Genomic DNA, 15,986 nt, shown 5'->3' with positions numbered 1-15,986 from the left:
GCGTTGACTAGGGAACTTCGACCGTGATGATGTCGCCGTCCTCGCGGAAGAACATGCGACGGCCGCCCCCGAAGGCCAGAAGCAGCCAAACGATGCGGCCATCCTCGGTCACGTCGTCGATCCAGCCGCTGTGGGGAACCGTGTACGACTCCAGCACGGTGACGAAATCGCCTGGCATGAGCGCGTTCCAGTCCGCCACGACCTTGGTGCTGGTGGGCTGAGGCGCGGTGCTGCGCGCCATGACTGCCTCGGTCATGGCGTGAGGACCGGCGTCCGGGCTGCACGTGACTGTTCGCGCGCAGCCTCGGAGGTGTGGAGAAGCAGCAGTGCCGTGGTAACTGAGCCGACACCGCCGGGGACAGGCGTCAACGCGGCAGCGACCGGCCGGACACTGGCTTCGTCGACGTCGCCGGCGAGCGAGCCGTCGGAAAGCACGTTGGTTCCCACATCGATGACCACTGAATGCTCCGAAACATCCGTCCCGGAGAGCAACCCGGTGCGGCCCGCGGCAACAACCACGATGTCGGCATCCTTGGTGTACTTCCCGAGGGGGCCGGACTTCGAGTGGCAGACGGTGGTGGTGGCGTCCTTTCCCAACAGCAGCAGGGACAGCGGCTTGCCGACCACGGTGGAACGGCCAACCACCACCACGTTGCGGCCCGCCACCGGGATCTCGAAGTGGTCCAGCATTTCAACGACGGCGCGTGCCGTGGCCGGGGCGAAGGCGCGTTCCCCTACGGCGAGAAGTCCCAGGCTCAACGGGTTAGCGCCGTCGATGTCCTTTTCCGGGGCGATGTACTGGACCAGTTCCTGGGTTTTGACGCCGGGAGGCAGGGGAGTCTGCAGAATGATGCCATTGACGGAAGGCTCTGCGCTGAGGTCCTTCAGCACGGAGATGAGCACCTGTTCGGTCGCGTCATGACCGACGTCGATGACCCTGCAGCCGATGCCGGCGTTTTCCGCGGCGCGCTCTATGGAGCGCACGTACCAGTGCGTGGAGCTGTCCTCGGTCGCAACCACGACGGCGAGGGTGGGGTATGAGCCCTCTTCGGACAGGGCCTTGGCTTCGGTCTGGGCCTTCTGCTGGATCAGTTTGGCAAGAGGCTTGCCGGAGAGCAGGGTTGCAGTCATCGGTGGATCCTTTCCCGTACCTGGCGTGAAAGCGAGTCAGCCGCCAGAATGACTTTTTCTTCAAGGCCGTCGGTTTGTTCTGCCAGTGCGGCGCGCGCCGGGGCGTCCTTGATGGCTACTACGTTGATGTCGATGTTGACGCGGGCTGTGGTCGCCGCTGCCCTGGCGGCGTCCGCTGCTGCGGCAATGTCGCTGATGACATTCGGGTTCGCAATATCCAGAAGTTCGGCCGCGAGCTCCACGACGGCTCCTGACAGCCTGATCAGGCGGGCCGGCGGCTGGGCGGCCTGGCCAAGTGCGTCATTGATGGCCGCTGCACGCGCCTTCCGCTCAGGGTCGCTTGCGGCGGGCAGCTTGTAAGAGGCAATCACAGCTTTGAAGGCGGCTTCGTCGGCGTCGGCCAGCCCCAGTGTCTCGCCGATGAGCCGGTCGGCGGCCGCAATGATTCTGGACGTTGTCTCTGCGTGCTGCTCATATTTGCCGCCGGTGCTGAACCGTGCCACCATCGCCACCAGGGCCGCACCTTGCGCCGCGTGGAGCGCCGCGGCCGCGCCGCCACCAGGGGTGGGCTTCCGCGAGGCAAGCCTGCCGAGGTAGTCATTAATTGTTTCTGAACCGATCATTTGTTCATTCCTGGGCTGGTAGAGGCTGGAGCGGAAAGGGGGCTGCACGCAGCCCGGCTCCCGTTGCGAGGATGGGCCGGGCTGCGTGGCCCCGAAGGGCCCTGCGGTGCTTAGCCGCGGAGCCTGGTCATTTTCGGGTCGTACAACGGCTCTTCCGAAACAGTGGCCGTGATACGCCGCCCGAAGTACTCGATCTCGACGGAATCGCCCACCGAAACGGCGGCCGGGAGGTAGGTGTAGGCAATTGGCTTGGCCACGGTGTACGCGTAAGCGGCGCTGGTCACGTACCCGACTGCCTGTTCCTTGTAGAACACGGGCTCCTTGCCCAGGACAATGGACCGGCCGTCGTCGATCGTCAGGCACCGCAGCCGGCGGGCGGAGCCCTCCTCGGTCCGGCCTTCGAGTGCGCCCTTGCCGATGAAGCTCTCCTTGGCCATCTTGACGGCGAATCCGAGGCCTGCTTCGAAGGGGTCGTGCTCCGTGGTCATGTCCGCATCCCCAGGAGCGGTAGCCCTTTTCGAGGCGCAGGGAGCTGAACGCCGCCCGTCCGGCCGCGATGACTCCGAAGGGCTGTCCTGCCTGCCACAGCGCATCCCACAGCCGCTGTCCGTTGTCCGCGCTGGTGTACAGCTCCCAGCCAAGTTCGCCAACGTAGGACAGCCGCATGGCCGTGACCGGGACCCCGCCGATGACGACGCTCTTTGCCCGGAAATACTTCAGGCCGTCGTTGGAGAAATCATCCTCGCTGACCTTGCTGACCAGATCGCGGGCCAGGGGACCCCAGAGGCCGATGCAGCAGGTGCCGCCCGTGGTGTCGCGCACCTGGACCCAGTCAGAAGCGGACCCGCTTTGCGTCTGGTGCCGGGCAGCACGCGTGAAGTAGGCGGTGTCGATGTTGCCGTTGGCTCCGAGCTGGAAGGTGTCCTCGCTCAGGCGGGCCACGGTGATGTCGCTTCGCACGCCGCCGGAGTGGTCGAGCAGGAGGGTGTAGGTGACCGCCCCGGGCTTCTTGTCCAGGTCCGCCGTCGTCAGCTCCTGAAGCAGTTTCAAGGCTCCGGGACCGGACACTTCCAGCCGCTTCAGTGGCGTCATGTCATACATGGCGACAGCCGTGCGGGTTTTCCACGCTTCGGCGGCGGCAATGGGGGAGCTGAACATGTTGGACCATGCGTCCCGGGCCGGCGGCAGCCATTCCGCCGGCATCTCTTTGAGAAGGGCAGCGTTTGATTCGAACCAGTACGGCCGCTCCCACCCGCCGGACTCCAGGAAGGTGGCCCCCAGTTCCTTGTGCCGGGCGTGGAACGGGCTCACGCGCAGATTGCGGGGCGATAGCTTGGGCTGGAGCGGGTGGAGGACATCGTAAATCTCCACAAAGTTCTGCTGCGAGGTCTCGCTGACGTACTCGGGGGTGAGCTGGACGTCCTCGAAGCGGGTGATGTCACACTCGCCCAGGTCGGTTTCGGACTTGCCGGTGGTCAGAAGTTCTGCCATCGCCTTGGCAACGCCCGCGGAGTGCGTTACCCAGACGGCTTCTGCGACATAGAAACCGTCGAGTTCCTTGGACTCGCCAAGGAGCGGTCCGCCATCCGGGGTGAAAGAGAAGATGCCGTTGAAGCCATCCTCGATTTCGCATTCTGCCAGTCCGGGAAGAAGCTGCTTCGAGGCCTCCCAGGCCGGCAGGAAGTCCTCCAGGGTGAAGTCCAGCCGGGAAGGCATGTTGTGTTCGCTGACGGTCTCGGGGGCATAGGTTCCCAGAGTGTCGAGGTCGACGGGCATGGGGCGGTGGGCATAGGAGCCGATGCCGTAGCGTTCGCCGTGCTCGCGGTAGTAGAGGTCCTGGTCCTGGTGGCGAAGGATCGGCAGCGTGGCTCCGTTCGGCAGCTCATTGCGGCCGCTCAACTGGGGTACCGCGGTGGTCTTGACGTACTGGTGGGCCAGAGGAAGCAGGGGAACCGCCATGCCGATCATGGCACCGATCTTCGCGCCCCAGAAGCCGGCGCACGAGATGACAATGTCGGCCGGAATGACGCCCTCGGAGGTCTCGACGCCGGTAACGCGTCGCCCGGACTGCTCGATCCCCGTCACGGTGGTGGAGCCGCGGTACTTCACGCCCGCGGCTTCAGTGCGCTTGATCAGCAGCTGCACGGCACGCGCGGCGCTTGCCAGGCCATCGCTCGGCACGTGGAGGCCGCCCAGGATGTTCTCGTCGTCGAGGAGCGGGTAGAGCTCCTTGCACTCGGCGGAGGAGAGGATCCGTCCTTCGATTCCCCAGGAGGCTGCGTAGCCCAGCTTGCGCTTAAGGTCGGCGAGCCGGGTTTCGGTGGTGGCGACTTCCAGGCCGCCCACCTGGTTGAAGCAGCTGACGCCGTCCTCTGTCAGGGACAGCAGCTTTTCCACCGTGTACTTGGCAAATGATGCCATGGTCTTGGACGGATTGGTCTGGAAGACCAGGCCTGGAGCGTGGGAGGTGGATCCTCCGGGCATGTTCAGCGGGCCCTGGTCCAGCACTGTGATGTTGTTCCATCCCCGGGCGACCAGTTCGTCGGCCAGGTTCGTGCCGACAATGCCAGCTCCGATGATGACGATTCGAGGCGTTGATGCCATGTGGTTCTCCTGCTGATTTAGGTAGTGGGCTTTCGCGGCCTGTACGTGGCTGCTTTAGCGGAAGACGATTGTGCTGGTCTGGTCCAGCAGTACCCGGTGTTGGCAGTGCCAGCGCACAGCGCGGGACAGGGCGAGGGCTTCGGCGTCCTGTCCGATGGTGGAGAGGGTGCCCGGTCCATATGTGTGGTCGACCCGGATGACTTCCTGCTCGATGATCGGGCCCTCATCAAGGTCGGCGGTGACGTAGTGGGCCGTTGCGCCCACAAGCTTGACGCCGCGGTCGTAGGCCTGGTGGTAGGGGCGTGCGCCCTTGAACCCCGGCAGGAACGAGTGGTGGATGTTGATGGCCCTGCCCTCGAGGGACCGGCACAGGTCATCGGAAAGCACCTGCATATACCGGGCCAGGACCACGAGGTCGATGTCGTACTCGTCCACGAGCTCCAGCAGACGCCGCTCGGCGTCCTGCTTGGTTTCCGGGGTCACGGGGATGTAAATGAACGGAAGGCCGGCAGCCTCGGCCATTGCCCGGTGCGTTTCGTGGTTGGAAACCACCAGCGCCAGGTCCCCGCCAAGGCTGCCGCCACGCCAGCGGAAAATCAGGTCGTTCAGGCAGTGCCCGAACTTCGACACCATGACCAGAATGCGGTGCTTGGTCTCGTCGTGGACGTTGAACTTCATGTCAAAGCGTTCCGCGATGGGGCGGAACTCCTCTTCGAGAGTCTGCAGATCGTGTTCCGTCGCACCCGAGAAGGCCGTGCGCAGGTGCAGGGTCTGGCGGAGGCCGTCGTCGAACTGCTGGTGCTCTTCGATGTTGAATCCGCGTTCGAAAAGGAACGTGGTTACTGCCTGCACGATGCCGGCACGTTCGACACACGACAGTGTGAGTACGAACTTGCCGGTTTTGGTTTCTCCGGAGGCTGCGGTCTGCGGAGCCGGCCGGGTTTCTGTGGGTGTGTCCACAACGGTCATATCGAAATCCTTTAGATATATAGTTGATAACCTTATTGATATATCAGCAGTGATGGAAAGCGTATACTGGTGAGCGAATGAGGTCAATAGTCAGATGTTGGCCCACAGGAGAGGCGGAGCGGTGGCGTTTGAAGCTTTGGCGGTGACGGAGGCCGGAGGTTCGAGGTCCCTGGCCGATGTGGCCTATGAACGGATCCGCGACAGCCTGCTGACCCTGGAGATCCGGCCTGGCGATCCGCTGTACGACGAGGGGCTTGCAAAGGAGCTCGGCGTCGGGCGCACTCCGATCAGGGAAGCGCTAAAACGGCTTGAAGTGGACCGGCTCGTTGTGACTTATCCAAGGCGCGGTACTTTCGCAACACGTGTGGAGGTCACGGACCTAGCGTTCATTTCGGAAATCAGGGCCCAGCTGGAGCCCCTTGCTGCCGCCCGTGCCGCCCGGGTGGCCACCGCCGCAGCGCGGGAGCGTCTCCGCCTCATCGTGGAGGAAGTGGAGTCCTTCGACGTGGACAGCGCATCTGTGGTGGAGACGTTGCGGCTAGACGCCAGGGTGCACCAGGGAATTTATGCTGCAGCAGCGAACCCGCACCTGGAAGACGTCCTGATCCGCTACGACAATCTCGCGACGCGCATCTGGTGCATGGTGCTGGACCGGCTGCCAAATCTTTCCCGGCACGTGCATGAGCACGTCGACCTGCTTGAAGCAGTGATCAAAGGGGACGAGGCCCAGGCCGCGGAACTGGCCCGCGTTCACGTCGACGGCTTTGAGAAGGCCGTGCGGACGGCACTGTTCGCAGCCTAGCGCTTGTTGTTACCTGGCGACGACGACGGCGGGACGTTGCCTCTCGGTCGTGAAGCGCGCCCATCCTAAAGGATGGGTGGCGCCGCCCGGTTTGGTGGTGGAGCGCTACCAGGGCAGATGACAGCCTTAGAGCAAATACCCTGTGGCCAACTGCGCCTTGCCGCATCCGCAACTGCGCGCGCGTCCGCCACTGAGAGCTAAGGCACTGAATTAACCATGCCAGATACTTTGAACGGCAGAAGGTCAGCGGGCCGGTCCGGGAATCCTTTGCGGGATCCGCGGGACCGGCGGCTGAACCGGATTGCCGGGCCGTCCTCGCTTGTGCTCTTCGGAGTCACGGGGGATCTGGCCCGTAAGAAGCTCATGCCTGCCGTGTATGACCTTGCCAACCGTGGCCTGTTGCCGCCGAGTTTCGCGTTGGTGGGTTTCGGCCGGCGGGACTGGGACAACGAGGATTTCGCCGCCGAGGTGAAGGACGCCGTGAAGGCGTACGCCAGGACGCCGTTTGATGAGGCGGTCTGGAACCAGCTCTCCGAGGGCATCCGCTTCGTGCAGGGCGCGTTCGATGACGATGCGGCCTTTGAGCGGCTCGGCGAGACGATCAGGGAACTCGACGGGAACCGCGGCACCCGCGGGAACCACGCGTTCTACCTCTCGATCCCGCCGAAGGCGTTCGAGCAGGTCTGCCGGCAGCTGTCCAAACACGGTTTGGCGCAGGCCGAGGGTGAGAAGTGGCGGCGGGTGGTGATCGAGAAGCCGTTCGGGCATGACCTCGAGTCCGCGCGGCAGCTGAACGACATTGTGGAGTCGGTGTTCCCGCAGGACGCGGTGTTCCGGATCGATCATTATCTGGGTAAGGAGACGGTGCAGAACATCCTGGCGCTGCGGTTCGCGAACCAGTTGTTCGAGCCGCTGTGGAACGCGAACTACGTGGACCATGTGCAGATCGCCATGGCCGAGGACATCGGCACCGGCGGCCGTGCCGGGTATTACGACGGGGTGGGCGCGGCCCGGGACGTGATCCAGAACCATCTGCTGCAGCTGCTGGCTTTGACGGCGATGGAGGAGCCGATCTCGTTCAACGCCGATGACCTGCGGGCGGAGAAGGAAAAGGTCCTCGCTGCCGTGCGGCTCCCGGAGGACCTGTCCACGCATTCGGCCCGCGGCCAGTTCGCCGGCGGGTGGCAGGGCGGGGAGCAGGTGCAGGGGTACCTGGAGGAGGAGGGCATCCCGGCCGACTCCACCACCGAAACCTATGCCGCGATCCGGGTGGACATCAACACGAGGCGCTGGAACGGGGTGCCGTTCTACCTGCGCGCCGGGAAACGGCTGGGCCGGCGGGTGACGGAGATCGCGGTGGTGTTCAAGCGGGCACCGAACCTGCTGTTCCGTGACCACGGCGATGATGATTTCGGGCAGAACGCGGTGGTGATCCGGGTCCAGCCCGACGAGGGCGCGACGATCCGGTTCGGGTCCAAGGTCCCCGGCACCCAGATGGAAGTCCGGGACGTGACCATGGACTTCGGTTACGGGCACTCGTTCACCGAGTCCAGCCCCGAAGCCTACGAACGGCTGATCCTGGACGTGCTCCTGGGTGAGCCGCCGCTGTTCCCGCGGCACGAGGAAGTGGAGCTGTCCTGGAAGATCCTGGACCCCTTCGAAGAGTACTGGGCCGGGCTGGGTGAACAGCCCGAGCCGTACGCGCCCGGCAGCTGGGGCCCGGCCTCGGCCGATGAGCTGCTAGCCCGCGACGGACGCACCTGGAGAAGGCCATGATCGTAGACCTGCCCAACACCACCACCTCGAACGTTTCCAAGAAGATCCAGTCCCTGCGTGAGCAGGGCGGGGTGATCGCGCTCGGCCGGGTCCTGACCCTGGTGGTGGTCACCAAATCCGGGCTCGAGGAAGAAGCGATCGAGGCCGCGAACGAGGCCAGCCGGGAACACCCCTGCCGGATCATCGTGCTCGCCGACGCCGGCTCGTCCGCGCCGAACCGGCTCGACGCGCAGATCCGGGTCGGCGGGGACGCCGGCGCCTCGGAGGTCATCGTGCTGCGCGGCTTCGGGGAACTCGCCGAGGAGAGCGAGTCCCTTGTCGCGGCGCTGCTGCTGCCCGACGCCCCGATCGTGGCATGGTGGCCGCACGGGGCACCGAAGAACGCGTCCGAAACCTCGATCGGGCGGATTGCGCACCGCCGGATCACCGATTCGGCGAACGAGGCCGAACCCCAGGTCGCGCTGGAAAACATCCGGAACACCTATAAGGCCGGCGACACCGACCTCGCCTGGACCCGGCTGACGAACTGGCGCATCCAGCTCGCCGCCGTCCTGGACCAGGCCGACACCTCGCCCGTGACCGCCGTCGCGGTCGAAGGCGCCTCGGACTCGCCCAGCACCATCCTGCTCGCGGCGTGGCTGACCCTGTCCCTGGACGCCCCCGTCACGATCGTCGCGGACCCCGCCGGCACCGGCATCCGCCGGGTCCGGCTCACCCGGACCAGCGGTGACGTCCAGCTCTTCCGCCCCGGCCTCTCCATCGCCGAACTCACCCAGCCCGGCCAGCCCGCACAGCGCATCTCCCTCCCGCGGCGCAGCCTCCGCGACTGCCTCGCAGAAGAACTCCGCCGCCTCGACCCCGACGAGGTATTCGGCCTCGTGCTGGGAGCGCTTGAGTTGGTGCGGGACTGGGAGGATGCGCCACTATTGGCGCTGGTCTAAAGAGGCTGGCTTCAAAGGAAGTGCCCCCGTCGTTCACTACGACGGGGGCACTTTGCTGTGTGGAAAGCGCGGCTAGCGCCACAATGGATTGGCGTCCTGTGAGGCGATGAGCTCCTGCGCCTCGGCTTCCGTATCCACGCTCGGCATGGAGCCCGGCAGCGGGCGGCCGGCGGATTCACGAAGGAAATAGATGGCGATCGCACCGACAACCGACGTCGCCATCAGGTAGTAGGCCGGGGCCATGTCGTCGCCGGTGGCCGCGATCAGGCCCTGGACCAGGAATGGGGTGGTTCCGCCGAAGATCGCCACAGAGAAGTTGTAGGCGATGCCCATGCTGCTGTAGCGGCTTGAGGTGGGGAACAGCGCCGGAAGTGCTGACGCGAGGTTGGCCACGTAGAACGTGACGGGGAAGGCGACCAGGGACAGGCCCGCCAGTGTGGACCAGACGTCGCCGATTCCGATGAGCATGAACGCGGGGACGGCAAAAAGGACGGTGCTTCCGGCACCGATCCACAGCACCGGACGCCGGCCGATGCGGTCCGAAAGCTTGCCGGTGAGCGGGATGCACAGTGCCATCACCACCAGGACCGGGATGGTCAGCAGCGTGCCGTGGACGGGGTCGTAGCCTTTGGATTCGGTCAGGTATGTCGGCATGTACGACGTCAGGGCATAACCGACGGTGTTGGCAGCGCCGGCGAGGATCATGGCCAGCACGATCGGGCGCCAGTAGGTTCTCATGATGCCCACCGGACCGCTGGCAACAGCCTTATCGCTTGCGGCGGCTTCGCTGGCAAATGCCTCCTGCGCGCCAAGGGTTGCCTGGAACTGGGGGGATTCCTCGATCTTGTTCCGGAAGTAGATGGCGATCAGGCCCAGCGGCCCGGCCACCAGGAATGGCAGCCTCCAGCCCCATTCCTCCATGGCGGCCTCGCCGAGGGTGACCTGCAGGACGGAGACCGTGGCAGCGCCCAGGGCAAAGCCTATGTAGGAGCCCATGTCCAGGAAACTGGCGAAGAAGCCGCGCCGCTTGTCAGGGGCATATTCACACACAAACGTGGTGGCGCCGGCATACTCGCCGCCGGTGGAGAAGCCCTGAACGAGCTTCAGGAGAACCAGCAGCGCGGCCGCCCAGATGCCAATCTGCGCGTAGCCGGGCAGGAGGCCCACGGCGAAGGTGCTGGCCGCCATCAGCATAAGGGTCGCGGCGAGTACCTTCTGGCGCCCTACCTTGTCCCCGAGCCAGCCGAACACGACGCCGCCGATCGGGCGGGCAACGAAAGTTGCCGCAAAGGTACCGAGCAGGAACAGGGTCTGGACGGTCCTGTCCGCTTCCGGCAGGAACACCGGTCCCATGGTGGTGATCAGATAGCCGAATACGCCGACGTCGTACCACTCCATGGTGTTGCCCACGATGGTGCCACCGAGGGCCTTCTTAAGCATCCGCTGGTCCACGACATTGATGTCGGACGTCGTGAGCCGGCGGGAGTACTGTCTATCTTTGCTGCTTTGATCGGTAGTGACATCACCTATGATCGTCATACAGGTTCCTTACTGAATATTGGCGGGCATCCAGGCGCTGGACGCCCGTGCTGACGAAGATTGACCCCGCATGCGCGCCTGCCGGGAATGGACTCATCGGCGGGCAGGGCGTGTGCAGAAAGCACCTTGTTCGTCAGGAGGTGCGCAAGCACGTGGGATCCTCTCGTGTTCCGCAGTAATCAACAGGCTTCGGCCTATGCAACAGCGTGCGTTAGCTCACAGTGCATTGTCAAGAAGATGACTTTGGTGCCGCAGCTGTGGGTGGCCCGCACCTGCACCCACCCGTTTGGGTAGGTGCAACCGCCCGATCATGGCATGGCGCCCAGCCCGGCGTGCAGGGGAAGATAGAGGGCAGCGTATTCGGATGAGATCGGGACTGCCGGGGGCGGTGCTTCGAATGGTCCGAGATCGCTAAGTTCCCTGCCTTCCAGCTCCGCCATCCTCGGCCGCTCCCGGCAACAGCTTTTCCTCCAAAGGAGTTCCGTGTCTTCAAATCCGATTCGTGTAGCTATCGTTGGCGTGGGTAACTGTGCCGCTTCGCTGGTCCAGGGTGTCCATTACTACCGGGATGCCGACCCTCAGGCCACGATTCCGGGTCTGATGCACCTGGAGTTCGGCAAGTACCACGTCAACGATGTGCAGTTCGTGGCCGCGTTCGATGTGGACGGCAAGAAGGTCGGCGTCGACCTGGCCGATGCGATCCTGGCCAGCGAAAACAACACCATCAAGCTCGCAGACGTTCCGCCCACCGGCGTGACGGTCCAGCGTGGGCACACCCTGGATGGGTTGGGCCGGTATTACCTGGAGACCATCGAGCAGTCCCCGGCCGAGCCGGTCGACGTGGTCCAGGCGCTCAAGGACGCCCCGGGCTGACGTCATGGTCTGCTACCTGCCGGTCGGGTCCCAGGAAGCCGCGGAGTTCTACGCCCAGGGCGCCATCGACGCCGGCGTGGCGTTCGTGAACGCCCTGCCGGTGTTCCTCGCGGGCACCAAGGAGTGGGCTGAGAAGTTCACCGCCGCGGGTGTGCCGATCGTGGGTGATGACATCAAGAGCCAGATCGGTGCCACCATCACGCACCGCGTCATGGCCAAGCTGTTCGAGGACCGCGGTGTGACGCTGGACCGCACGTACCAGCTGAACGTGGGCGGCAACATGGACTTCAAGAACATGCTGGAGCGGGACCGGCTCGAGTCCAAGAAGATCTCCAAGACCCAGGCGGTGACCTCCAACGTCGAGGCCGAGCTGGCTGCGAAGGATGTCCACATCGGCCCGTCCGACTACGTGCAGTGGCTCGATGACCGCAAGTGGGCCTTCGTCCGCCTGGAGGGCCGCAACTTCGGCGACGCCCCGGTGTCGCTGGAGTACAAGCTGGAGGTCTGGGACTCGCCGAACTCCGCCGGTGTGATCATCGACGCGATCCGTGCGGCGAAGATCGGCCTGGACCGGGGCATCGGCGGCCCGCTGCTGTCGGCCTCGAGCTACTTCATGAAGTCCCCGCCGGAGCAGTTCAACGACGACCTCGCCCGCGACAAGGTCGAGGCCTTCATCCGCGGCGACCTCGACCGCTAAACCTCCGGACCCTTCCTCAGGTCCTGCAGGTTTTCACGCGATGCTCCCTCACTTGTGGGGGAGCATCGCTGTTTAAGGGATGCGGAAGCTACCCGGCCATGACTGCGAGGCGGCTGAGGCGCTGTGCCGCGGCGGAGTGGTAACTGTCGAGGGTGACGGCGGCGGTTCGTTGCCAGCCGGAGTTTGCCGCGCGGAGGGCGGCGGCGGCGCCCATGTTGTGGCGGGTGGCAGGGTCGTCGTGGAGGACTTCAAGGGCGTCGGCCCAGCCGGCGGCGTGGTGGCCGTCCACCAAAAAGCCCGGTGCGGCCGTCAATGACGGCGCGGGACAGGCCACCCACCCGTGTGGCGACCACGGGGGTGCCGCAGGCCTGCGCCTCCAAGGCCACAAGCCCGAACGATTCGCTGTAGGAGGGCATGACGACGACGTCGGCCGAGCGGTACCAGGAGGCCAGTTCCGGTGCGCCGACCGGCGGATGGTGAGTGACGGCGTCGTCCATTCCTTCGGCGGTGACAATCGCGTCCAGGTCGAAGTCCCGGGCGCCGCTCAGCGCGCCGAGAACGGTCAGTTTGAGGTCGATGTCGGGGCGTCGCCGGCGGAGCAGGGCGGCAGCCCTGATCAGGACCTGCGGCCCCTTGAGCCGCTGGATCCGGCCGGCGAACAGCAGGTGGAAGGTGCCCGGTGCAATGCCTTGGTCGGCGCGGGACCGGCTGCGGAACGCGGGCGTGAAGACCGAAAGGTCAACGCCCGGGGGAGCGACATCGATCTGTTCGGCGTCGGCGCCGTAATGCGAAACCAGCTCGGCAGCCTCGGCACCGGTGTTGGCAATCAGGCGCGTGGCGCCGTCGACAATGCGGTGTTCGCCTTCCTCGCGGCGCCGCGGCTCGGGCTCCTCACCGGACTGCAGCACCAAATTCTTAACCTTGGCCATGGTGTGCATTGTGTGAACCAAAGGAACGTCCCACAGCCAGGAGAGCTCCAGCCCGACCAGGCCGGACAACCAGTAGTGGGAGTGGATGACGCCGTACCGGCCGTGCGGCTGCCGCCCGGAGATCCGCTGGATCTCGGCCACCATGCTGTGCAGTAGGTCCGGCAGTTACTCTTTGGACAGCCTGCGCGGCGGCCCGGCGGTGACGTTGTGGACATGAACTCCCGGACTGGGATGTTCGACGGCGGGCTGGCCGGCCGACGTGGAGCGGGTGAAGATGTCCACTTCGATGCCGGATTCGGCCAGGGCCGAGGCGAGGCCGCGGATGTAGACGTTCATGCCGCCGGCGTCCCCGGAACCGGGCTGTTCCATGGGGGAGGTGTGCAGCGACAGGAAAGCCACACGCTTGATTGGGGTCACGGCCCATTCCTTTTGGTCTGTTAGCTCTGTTAATGGGTACACGAACGGCCCCCGTCTCCAGGACGGGGGCCGTTCGACTTTGGCAGCGCCTTACTGGGCTACTTTGGCGAGGGTTTCGCGTTCGGCGGCGATGGTGGTGTTGTCGCCGTGTCCGGTCCGGACGGTTGTTTCCGGCGGGAGGGTGAGGAGCCGTTCGCGGATGGAGGTCAGGATGGTGGGGTAGTCGCTGTAGGACCGGCCGGTGGCGCCGGGTCCGCCGTTGAACAGGGTGTCTCCGGTGAACACGGTGTTCTCTGCTGCGAGGTGGAAGCTGGTGGAGCCGGGTGAGTGGCCGGGGGTGTGGATGGCCCGCAGCACCGCCCCGCCGATCTGGAACTCGTCCCCGTCCGTGATGGTCTGGTCGGGGGTGGTGCCGGGGTAGACCTGTTCCCAGAGGACCTGGTCCTCGGGGTTCAGGTGGATCGGGGCCCCGACCGCGTCGGCGACGTCGCGGGCGGCGCCGATGTGGTCGTTGTGCGCGTGCGTGAGCAGGATCGCCTTGACCTTCCGGCCGCGGACGGCGCTGATGATCGCGGCGGCGTCGTGCGGGGAATCAATGATCACGCACTCGGTGTCGTTGCCCACGATCCAGACGTTGTTGTCCACATCCCAGGTGCCGCCGTCGAGCGAGAACGTGCCCGAGGTGACGAGGTTTTCGATGGTGACGCTCATGCCGAGGCCACCGCCGGCTCGGCAGCAGCCGCCGCGGAGGCTCCTGCGGGCTGGATTTCCACAACTGAGCGCAGGACCTTGCCTTCGTGCATCTTGTCGAAGGCCTCCTCGACCTGGTCGATGGTGATCCGTTCGGAAACGAACGCGTCCAGGTCCAGGTTGCCGGCCTTGTAGTGGGCCACGAGCATGGGGAAGTCGCGGGAGGGCAGGCAGTCCCCGTACCAGGAGGACTTCAGCGACCCGCCCCTGCCAAAGACATCCAGCAACGGCAGCTCAAGGACCATTTCCGGGGTCGGCACCCCGACCAGGACCACACGCCCGGCGAGGTCGCGGGCGTAGAACGCCTGCTTGTAGGTTTCGGGCCGGCCGACGGCCTCGATCACCACATCGGCGCCGTTCCCGCCCGTGAGGGCCCGGATCGCCTCGACCGGGTCGGACGTGCGGGAGTTCACGCCGTGGGTCGCGCCGAGGGTCTTGGCCATCTCGATCTTGTTCTCGTCGATGTCCACGGCGATGATCGTGGTGGCCCCGGCGAGCCTGGCGCCGGCGATCGCGGCGATGCCCACGCCGCCGCAGCCGATCACGGCCACCGACTCGCCGCGCTTGACCTCACCGGTGTTGATCGCGGCGCCGATGCCGGCCATCACACCGCAGCCAAGCAGCCCGACCGCGGCCGGGTCGGCGTCCTCATCGACCTTGGTGCACTGCCCGGCAGCGACCAGGGTCTTCTCCGCGAACGCCCCGATCCCCAACGCGGGGGACAGTTCGGTGCCGTCCTCCAGGGTCATCTTCTGCACCGCGTTCGCGGTATTGAAGCAGTACTGCGGCTGGCCCTTCGCACACGCCCGGCACTGCCCGCACACCGCACGCCAGTTCAGGATCACCCGGTCACCCGGGGCGACCTCCGTGACGCCCTCACCCACCGCGGAAACAACACCGGTGGCCTCATGACCCAGCAGATACGGGAACTCATCACCAATCCCGCCCAGCTTGTAATGCAGGTCCGTGTGGCACACCCCGCACGTCAGGACATCCACCAGCGCCTCCCCCGGCCCCGGATCCGGCACCAGGATCGTCTCCACCGACACCGGAGCGTCCTTCGCCCTGACAACAACAGCCTTGACTTTATGAACCATGAGTTAGTGTTCCTTTCGGGTGTACTTCGGCGGTCATAATTGACCCGTCATCCTGCGGAGGGCATCAACGCTGTCCACGCGGGGAGCGTGCGGTGGCCGCCGGACGTCTTTGAGGCTTCGGCGCAGCGGCCCATGGGCGGCTGATATAATATTGATATTTGCGAGCCATATGACTGATATATAAGCGATCGTATGCGGCGGAATTGCTGACGTCAACGTACCCGGTCCAAACGGCAAAGGCGGACGTGTTCCATGACGGCGCAGTTTAGGAAAGCCCGGTGACTTACGTCGTCATAGCCTTGTAGGGTCGGTGCATCAGCTTCCAGTGGAAGTGTTCTGTATAAGGAGAAGTCATGGCCGTTAGCGATGAAATGCAGATCCTGGGCGAGTGGTGCGAGCAGTTAGCGAGGGCGTTGCAGATCCCTGATCTCGACGTCGATCAAGAGCTGCTGCTGGATGTGGCGAGGAAATCTGCGGATTCAGTAATTCATGCTGCAGCACCGGTGACAGCCTTCCTGGTGGGCTATATGGCCGGCCAGGAAGCCGGAAGAGGAAACGCTGGTACTGAGGGGTCCAGATCGGCGACCGCCCGGGCCGCAGATATCGCGTTCGGGCTGTGCGAGCAGCGAGCCAGCAGTCAGTCGGTCTCGGGGCCGGAACAGAAAAAACAGTCCTGATAGTCGCAGTCATCAACGGAGCGTTCTTCATCCGATTCGATTTCAACGGGTGTCTTTGTGGGCGCCGATGCCACATGAGATGCCTTTCCTAGTGTGGGCCGCGAGTGCGTTTGTATAGGAGGCCCAGCGTTAGAGCGGCCGGCTCCCGGTGGTTTCGGGAG

At 65.0% G+C, this 15,986-nt stretch carries 10 protein-coding genes and 4 pseudogenes; 5 read left to right on the top strand and 9 right to left on the bottom strand.

Annotated features, from left to right (window positions below):
* Positions 1 to 7 precede the first annotated feature (7 nt).
* The 5 genes and pseudogenes from QFZ33_RS22880 to purU form a co-directional block, all read right to left on the bottom strand.
* The gene (locus tag QFZ33_RS22880) at positions 8 to 256 is read right to left on the bottom strand and encodes a hypothetical protein (protein ID WP_307031273.1); all 249 of its coding nucleotides are present in this window, start codon (positions 254 to 256) and stop codon (positions 8 to 10) included.
* Positions 253 to 1,131 carry a bifunctional 5,10-methylenetetrahydrofolate dehydrogenase/5,10-methenyltetrahydrofolate cyclohydrolase gene (locus QFZ33_RS22875; protein ID WP_307031271.1) on the bottom strand — a complete coding sequence of 293 codons (879 nt, stop codon included), beginning with the start codon at positions 1,129 to 1,131 and terminating at the stop codon, positions 253 to 255. Before QFZ33_RS22875 ends, QFZ33_RS22880 begins: the two co-directional genes overlap by 4 nt.
* Positions 1,128 to 1,727 (bottom strand): annotated as a pseudogene (locus QFZ33_RS22870) (cyclodeaminase/cyclohydrolase family protein); the annotation flags it as partial. The gene QFZ33_RS22875 and the pseudogene QFZ33_RS22870, both read right to left, overlap by 4 nt.
* A gap of 137 nt (positions 1,728 to 1,864) precedes the next feature.
* Positions 1,865 to 4,358 (bottom strand): annotated as a pseudogene (locus QFZ33_RS22865) (GcvT family protein).
* Positions 4,359 to 4,412: 54 nt separating this feature from the next.
* On the bottom strand, positions 4,413 to 5,327 hold the full coding sequence (gene purU, locus QFZ33_RS22860) for a formyltetrahydrofolate deformylase (protein ID WP_307031267.1): 915 nt from the start codon (positions 5,325 to 5,327) through the stop codon (positions 4,413 to 4,415).
* A gap of 121 nt (positions 5,328 to 5,448) precedes the next feature.
* On the opposite strand from purU, the gene QFZ33_RS22855 reads away from it, so the two are divergent.
* The 3 genes from QFZ33_RS22855 (at position 5,449) to QFZ33_RS22845 (ending at position 8,846) form a co-directional block, all read left to right on the top strand.
* Positions 5,449 to 6,129: a GntR family transcriptional regulator gene (locus QFZ33_RS22855; RefSeq protein WP_307031265.1), complete on the top strand. Its 681-nt coding sequence runs from the start codon at positions 5,449 to 5,451 to the stop codon at positions 6,127 to 6,129.
* A 216-nt stretch (positions 6,130 to 6,345) separates the two neighbouring features.
* The gene (gene zwf, locus QFZ33_RS22850; RefSeq protein WP_307031262.1) at positions 6,346 to 7,905 is read left to right on the top strand and encodes a glucose-6-phosphate dehydrogenase; all 1,560 of its coding nucleotides are present in this window, start codon (positions 6,346 to 6,348) and stop codon (positions 7,903 to 7,905) included.
* On the top strand, positions 7,902 to 8,846 hold the full coding sequence (locus QFZ33_RS22845; protein ID WP_307031260.1) for a glucose-6-phosphate dehydrogenase assembly protein OpcA: 945 nt from the start codon (positions 7,902 to 7,904) through the stop codon (positions 8,844 to 8,846). The genes zwf and QFZ33_RS22845 overlap by 4 nt, the downstream gene beginning before the upstream one ends.
* A gap of 72 nt (positions 8,847 to 8,918) precedes the next feature.
* Here QFZ33_RS22845 and QFZ33_RS22840 read toward each other — a convergent pair whose 3' ends face one another.
* Positions 8,919 to 10,385, bottom strand: coding sequence for an MFS transporter (locus tag QFZ33_RS22840; protein WP_307031258.1), 1,467 nt, complete (start codon positions 10,383 to 10,385; stop codon positions 8,919 to 8,921).
* Positions 10,386 to 10,868: 483 nt separating this feature from the next.
* On the opposite strand from QFZ33_RS22840, the pseudogene QFZ33_RS22835 reads away from it, so the two are divergent.
* Positions 10,869 to 11,955: pseudogene (locus QFZ33_RS22835) on the top strand (inositol-3-phosphate synthase).
* 88 nt (positions 11,956 to 12,043) lie between these two features.
* Here QFZ33_RS22835 and mshA read toward each other — a convergent pair.
* The 3 genes and pseudogenes from mshA to QFZ33_RS22820 form a co-directional block, all read right to left on the bottom strand.
* Positions 12,044 to 13,301: pseudogene (mshA, locus tag QFZ33_RS22830) on the bottom strand (D-inositol-3-phosphate glycosyltransferase).
* A 90-nt stretch (positions 13,302 to 13,391) separates the two neighbouring features.
* Positions 13,392 to 14,012 carry an MBL fold metallo-hydrolase gene (locus QFZ33_RS22825; RefSeq protein ID WP_307031256.1) on the bottom strand — a complete coding sequence of 207 codons (621 nt, stop codon included), beginning with the start codon at positions 14,010 to 14,012 and terminating at the stop codon, positions 13,392 to 13,394.
* Entirely contained in the window at positions 14,009 to 15,148 is a 1,140-nt protein-coding gene (locus QFZ33_RS22820) for an S-(hydroxymethyl)mycothiol dehydrogenase (RefSeq protein WP_307031254.1), read from the bottom strand. The genes QFZ33_RS22825 and QFZ33_RS22820 overlap by 4 nt, the downstream gene beginning before the upstream one ends.
* A gap of 353 nt (positions 15,149 to 15,501) precedes the next feature.
* On the opposite strand from QFZ33_RS22820, the gene QFZ33_RS22815 reads away from it, so the two are divergent.
* Positions 15,502 to 15,825 carry a DUF6457 domain-containing protein gene (locus tag QFZ33_RS22815; protein ID WP_307031253.1) on the top strand — a complete coding sequence of 108 codons (324 nt, stop codon included), beginning with the start codon at positions 15,502 to 15,504 and terminating at the stop codon, positions 15,823 to 15,825.
* The last annotated feature ends 161 nt before the right edge of the window (positions 15,826 to 15,986 follow it).

Origin of the sequence: Arthrobacter globiformis, from assembly GCF_030815865.1 — a bacterium.
Classification (GTDB): Bacteria; Actinomycetota; Actinomycetes; order Actinomycetales; family Micrococcaceae; genus Arthrobacter; species Arthrobacter globiformis_B.
The sequence above is the reverse complement of the archived record's forward strand: the minus strand, read 5'-3'. Positions and strand labels throughout refer to the sequence as shown.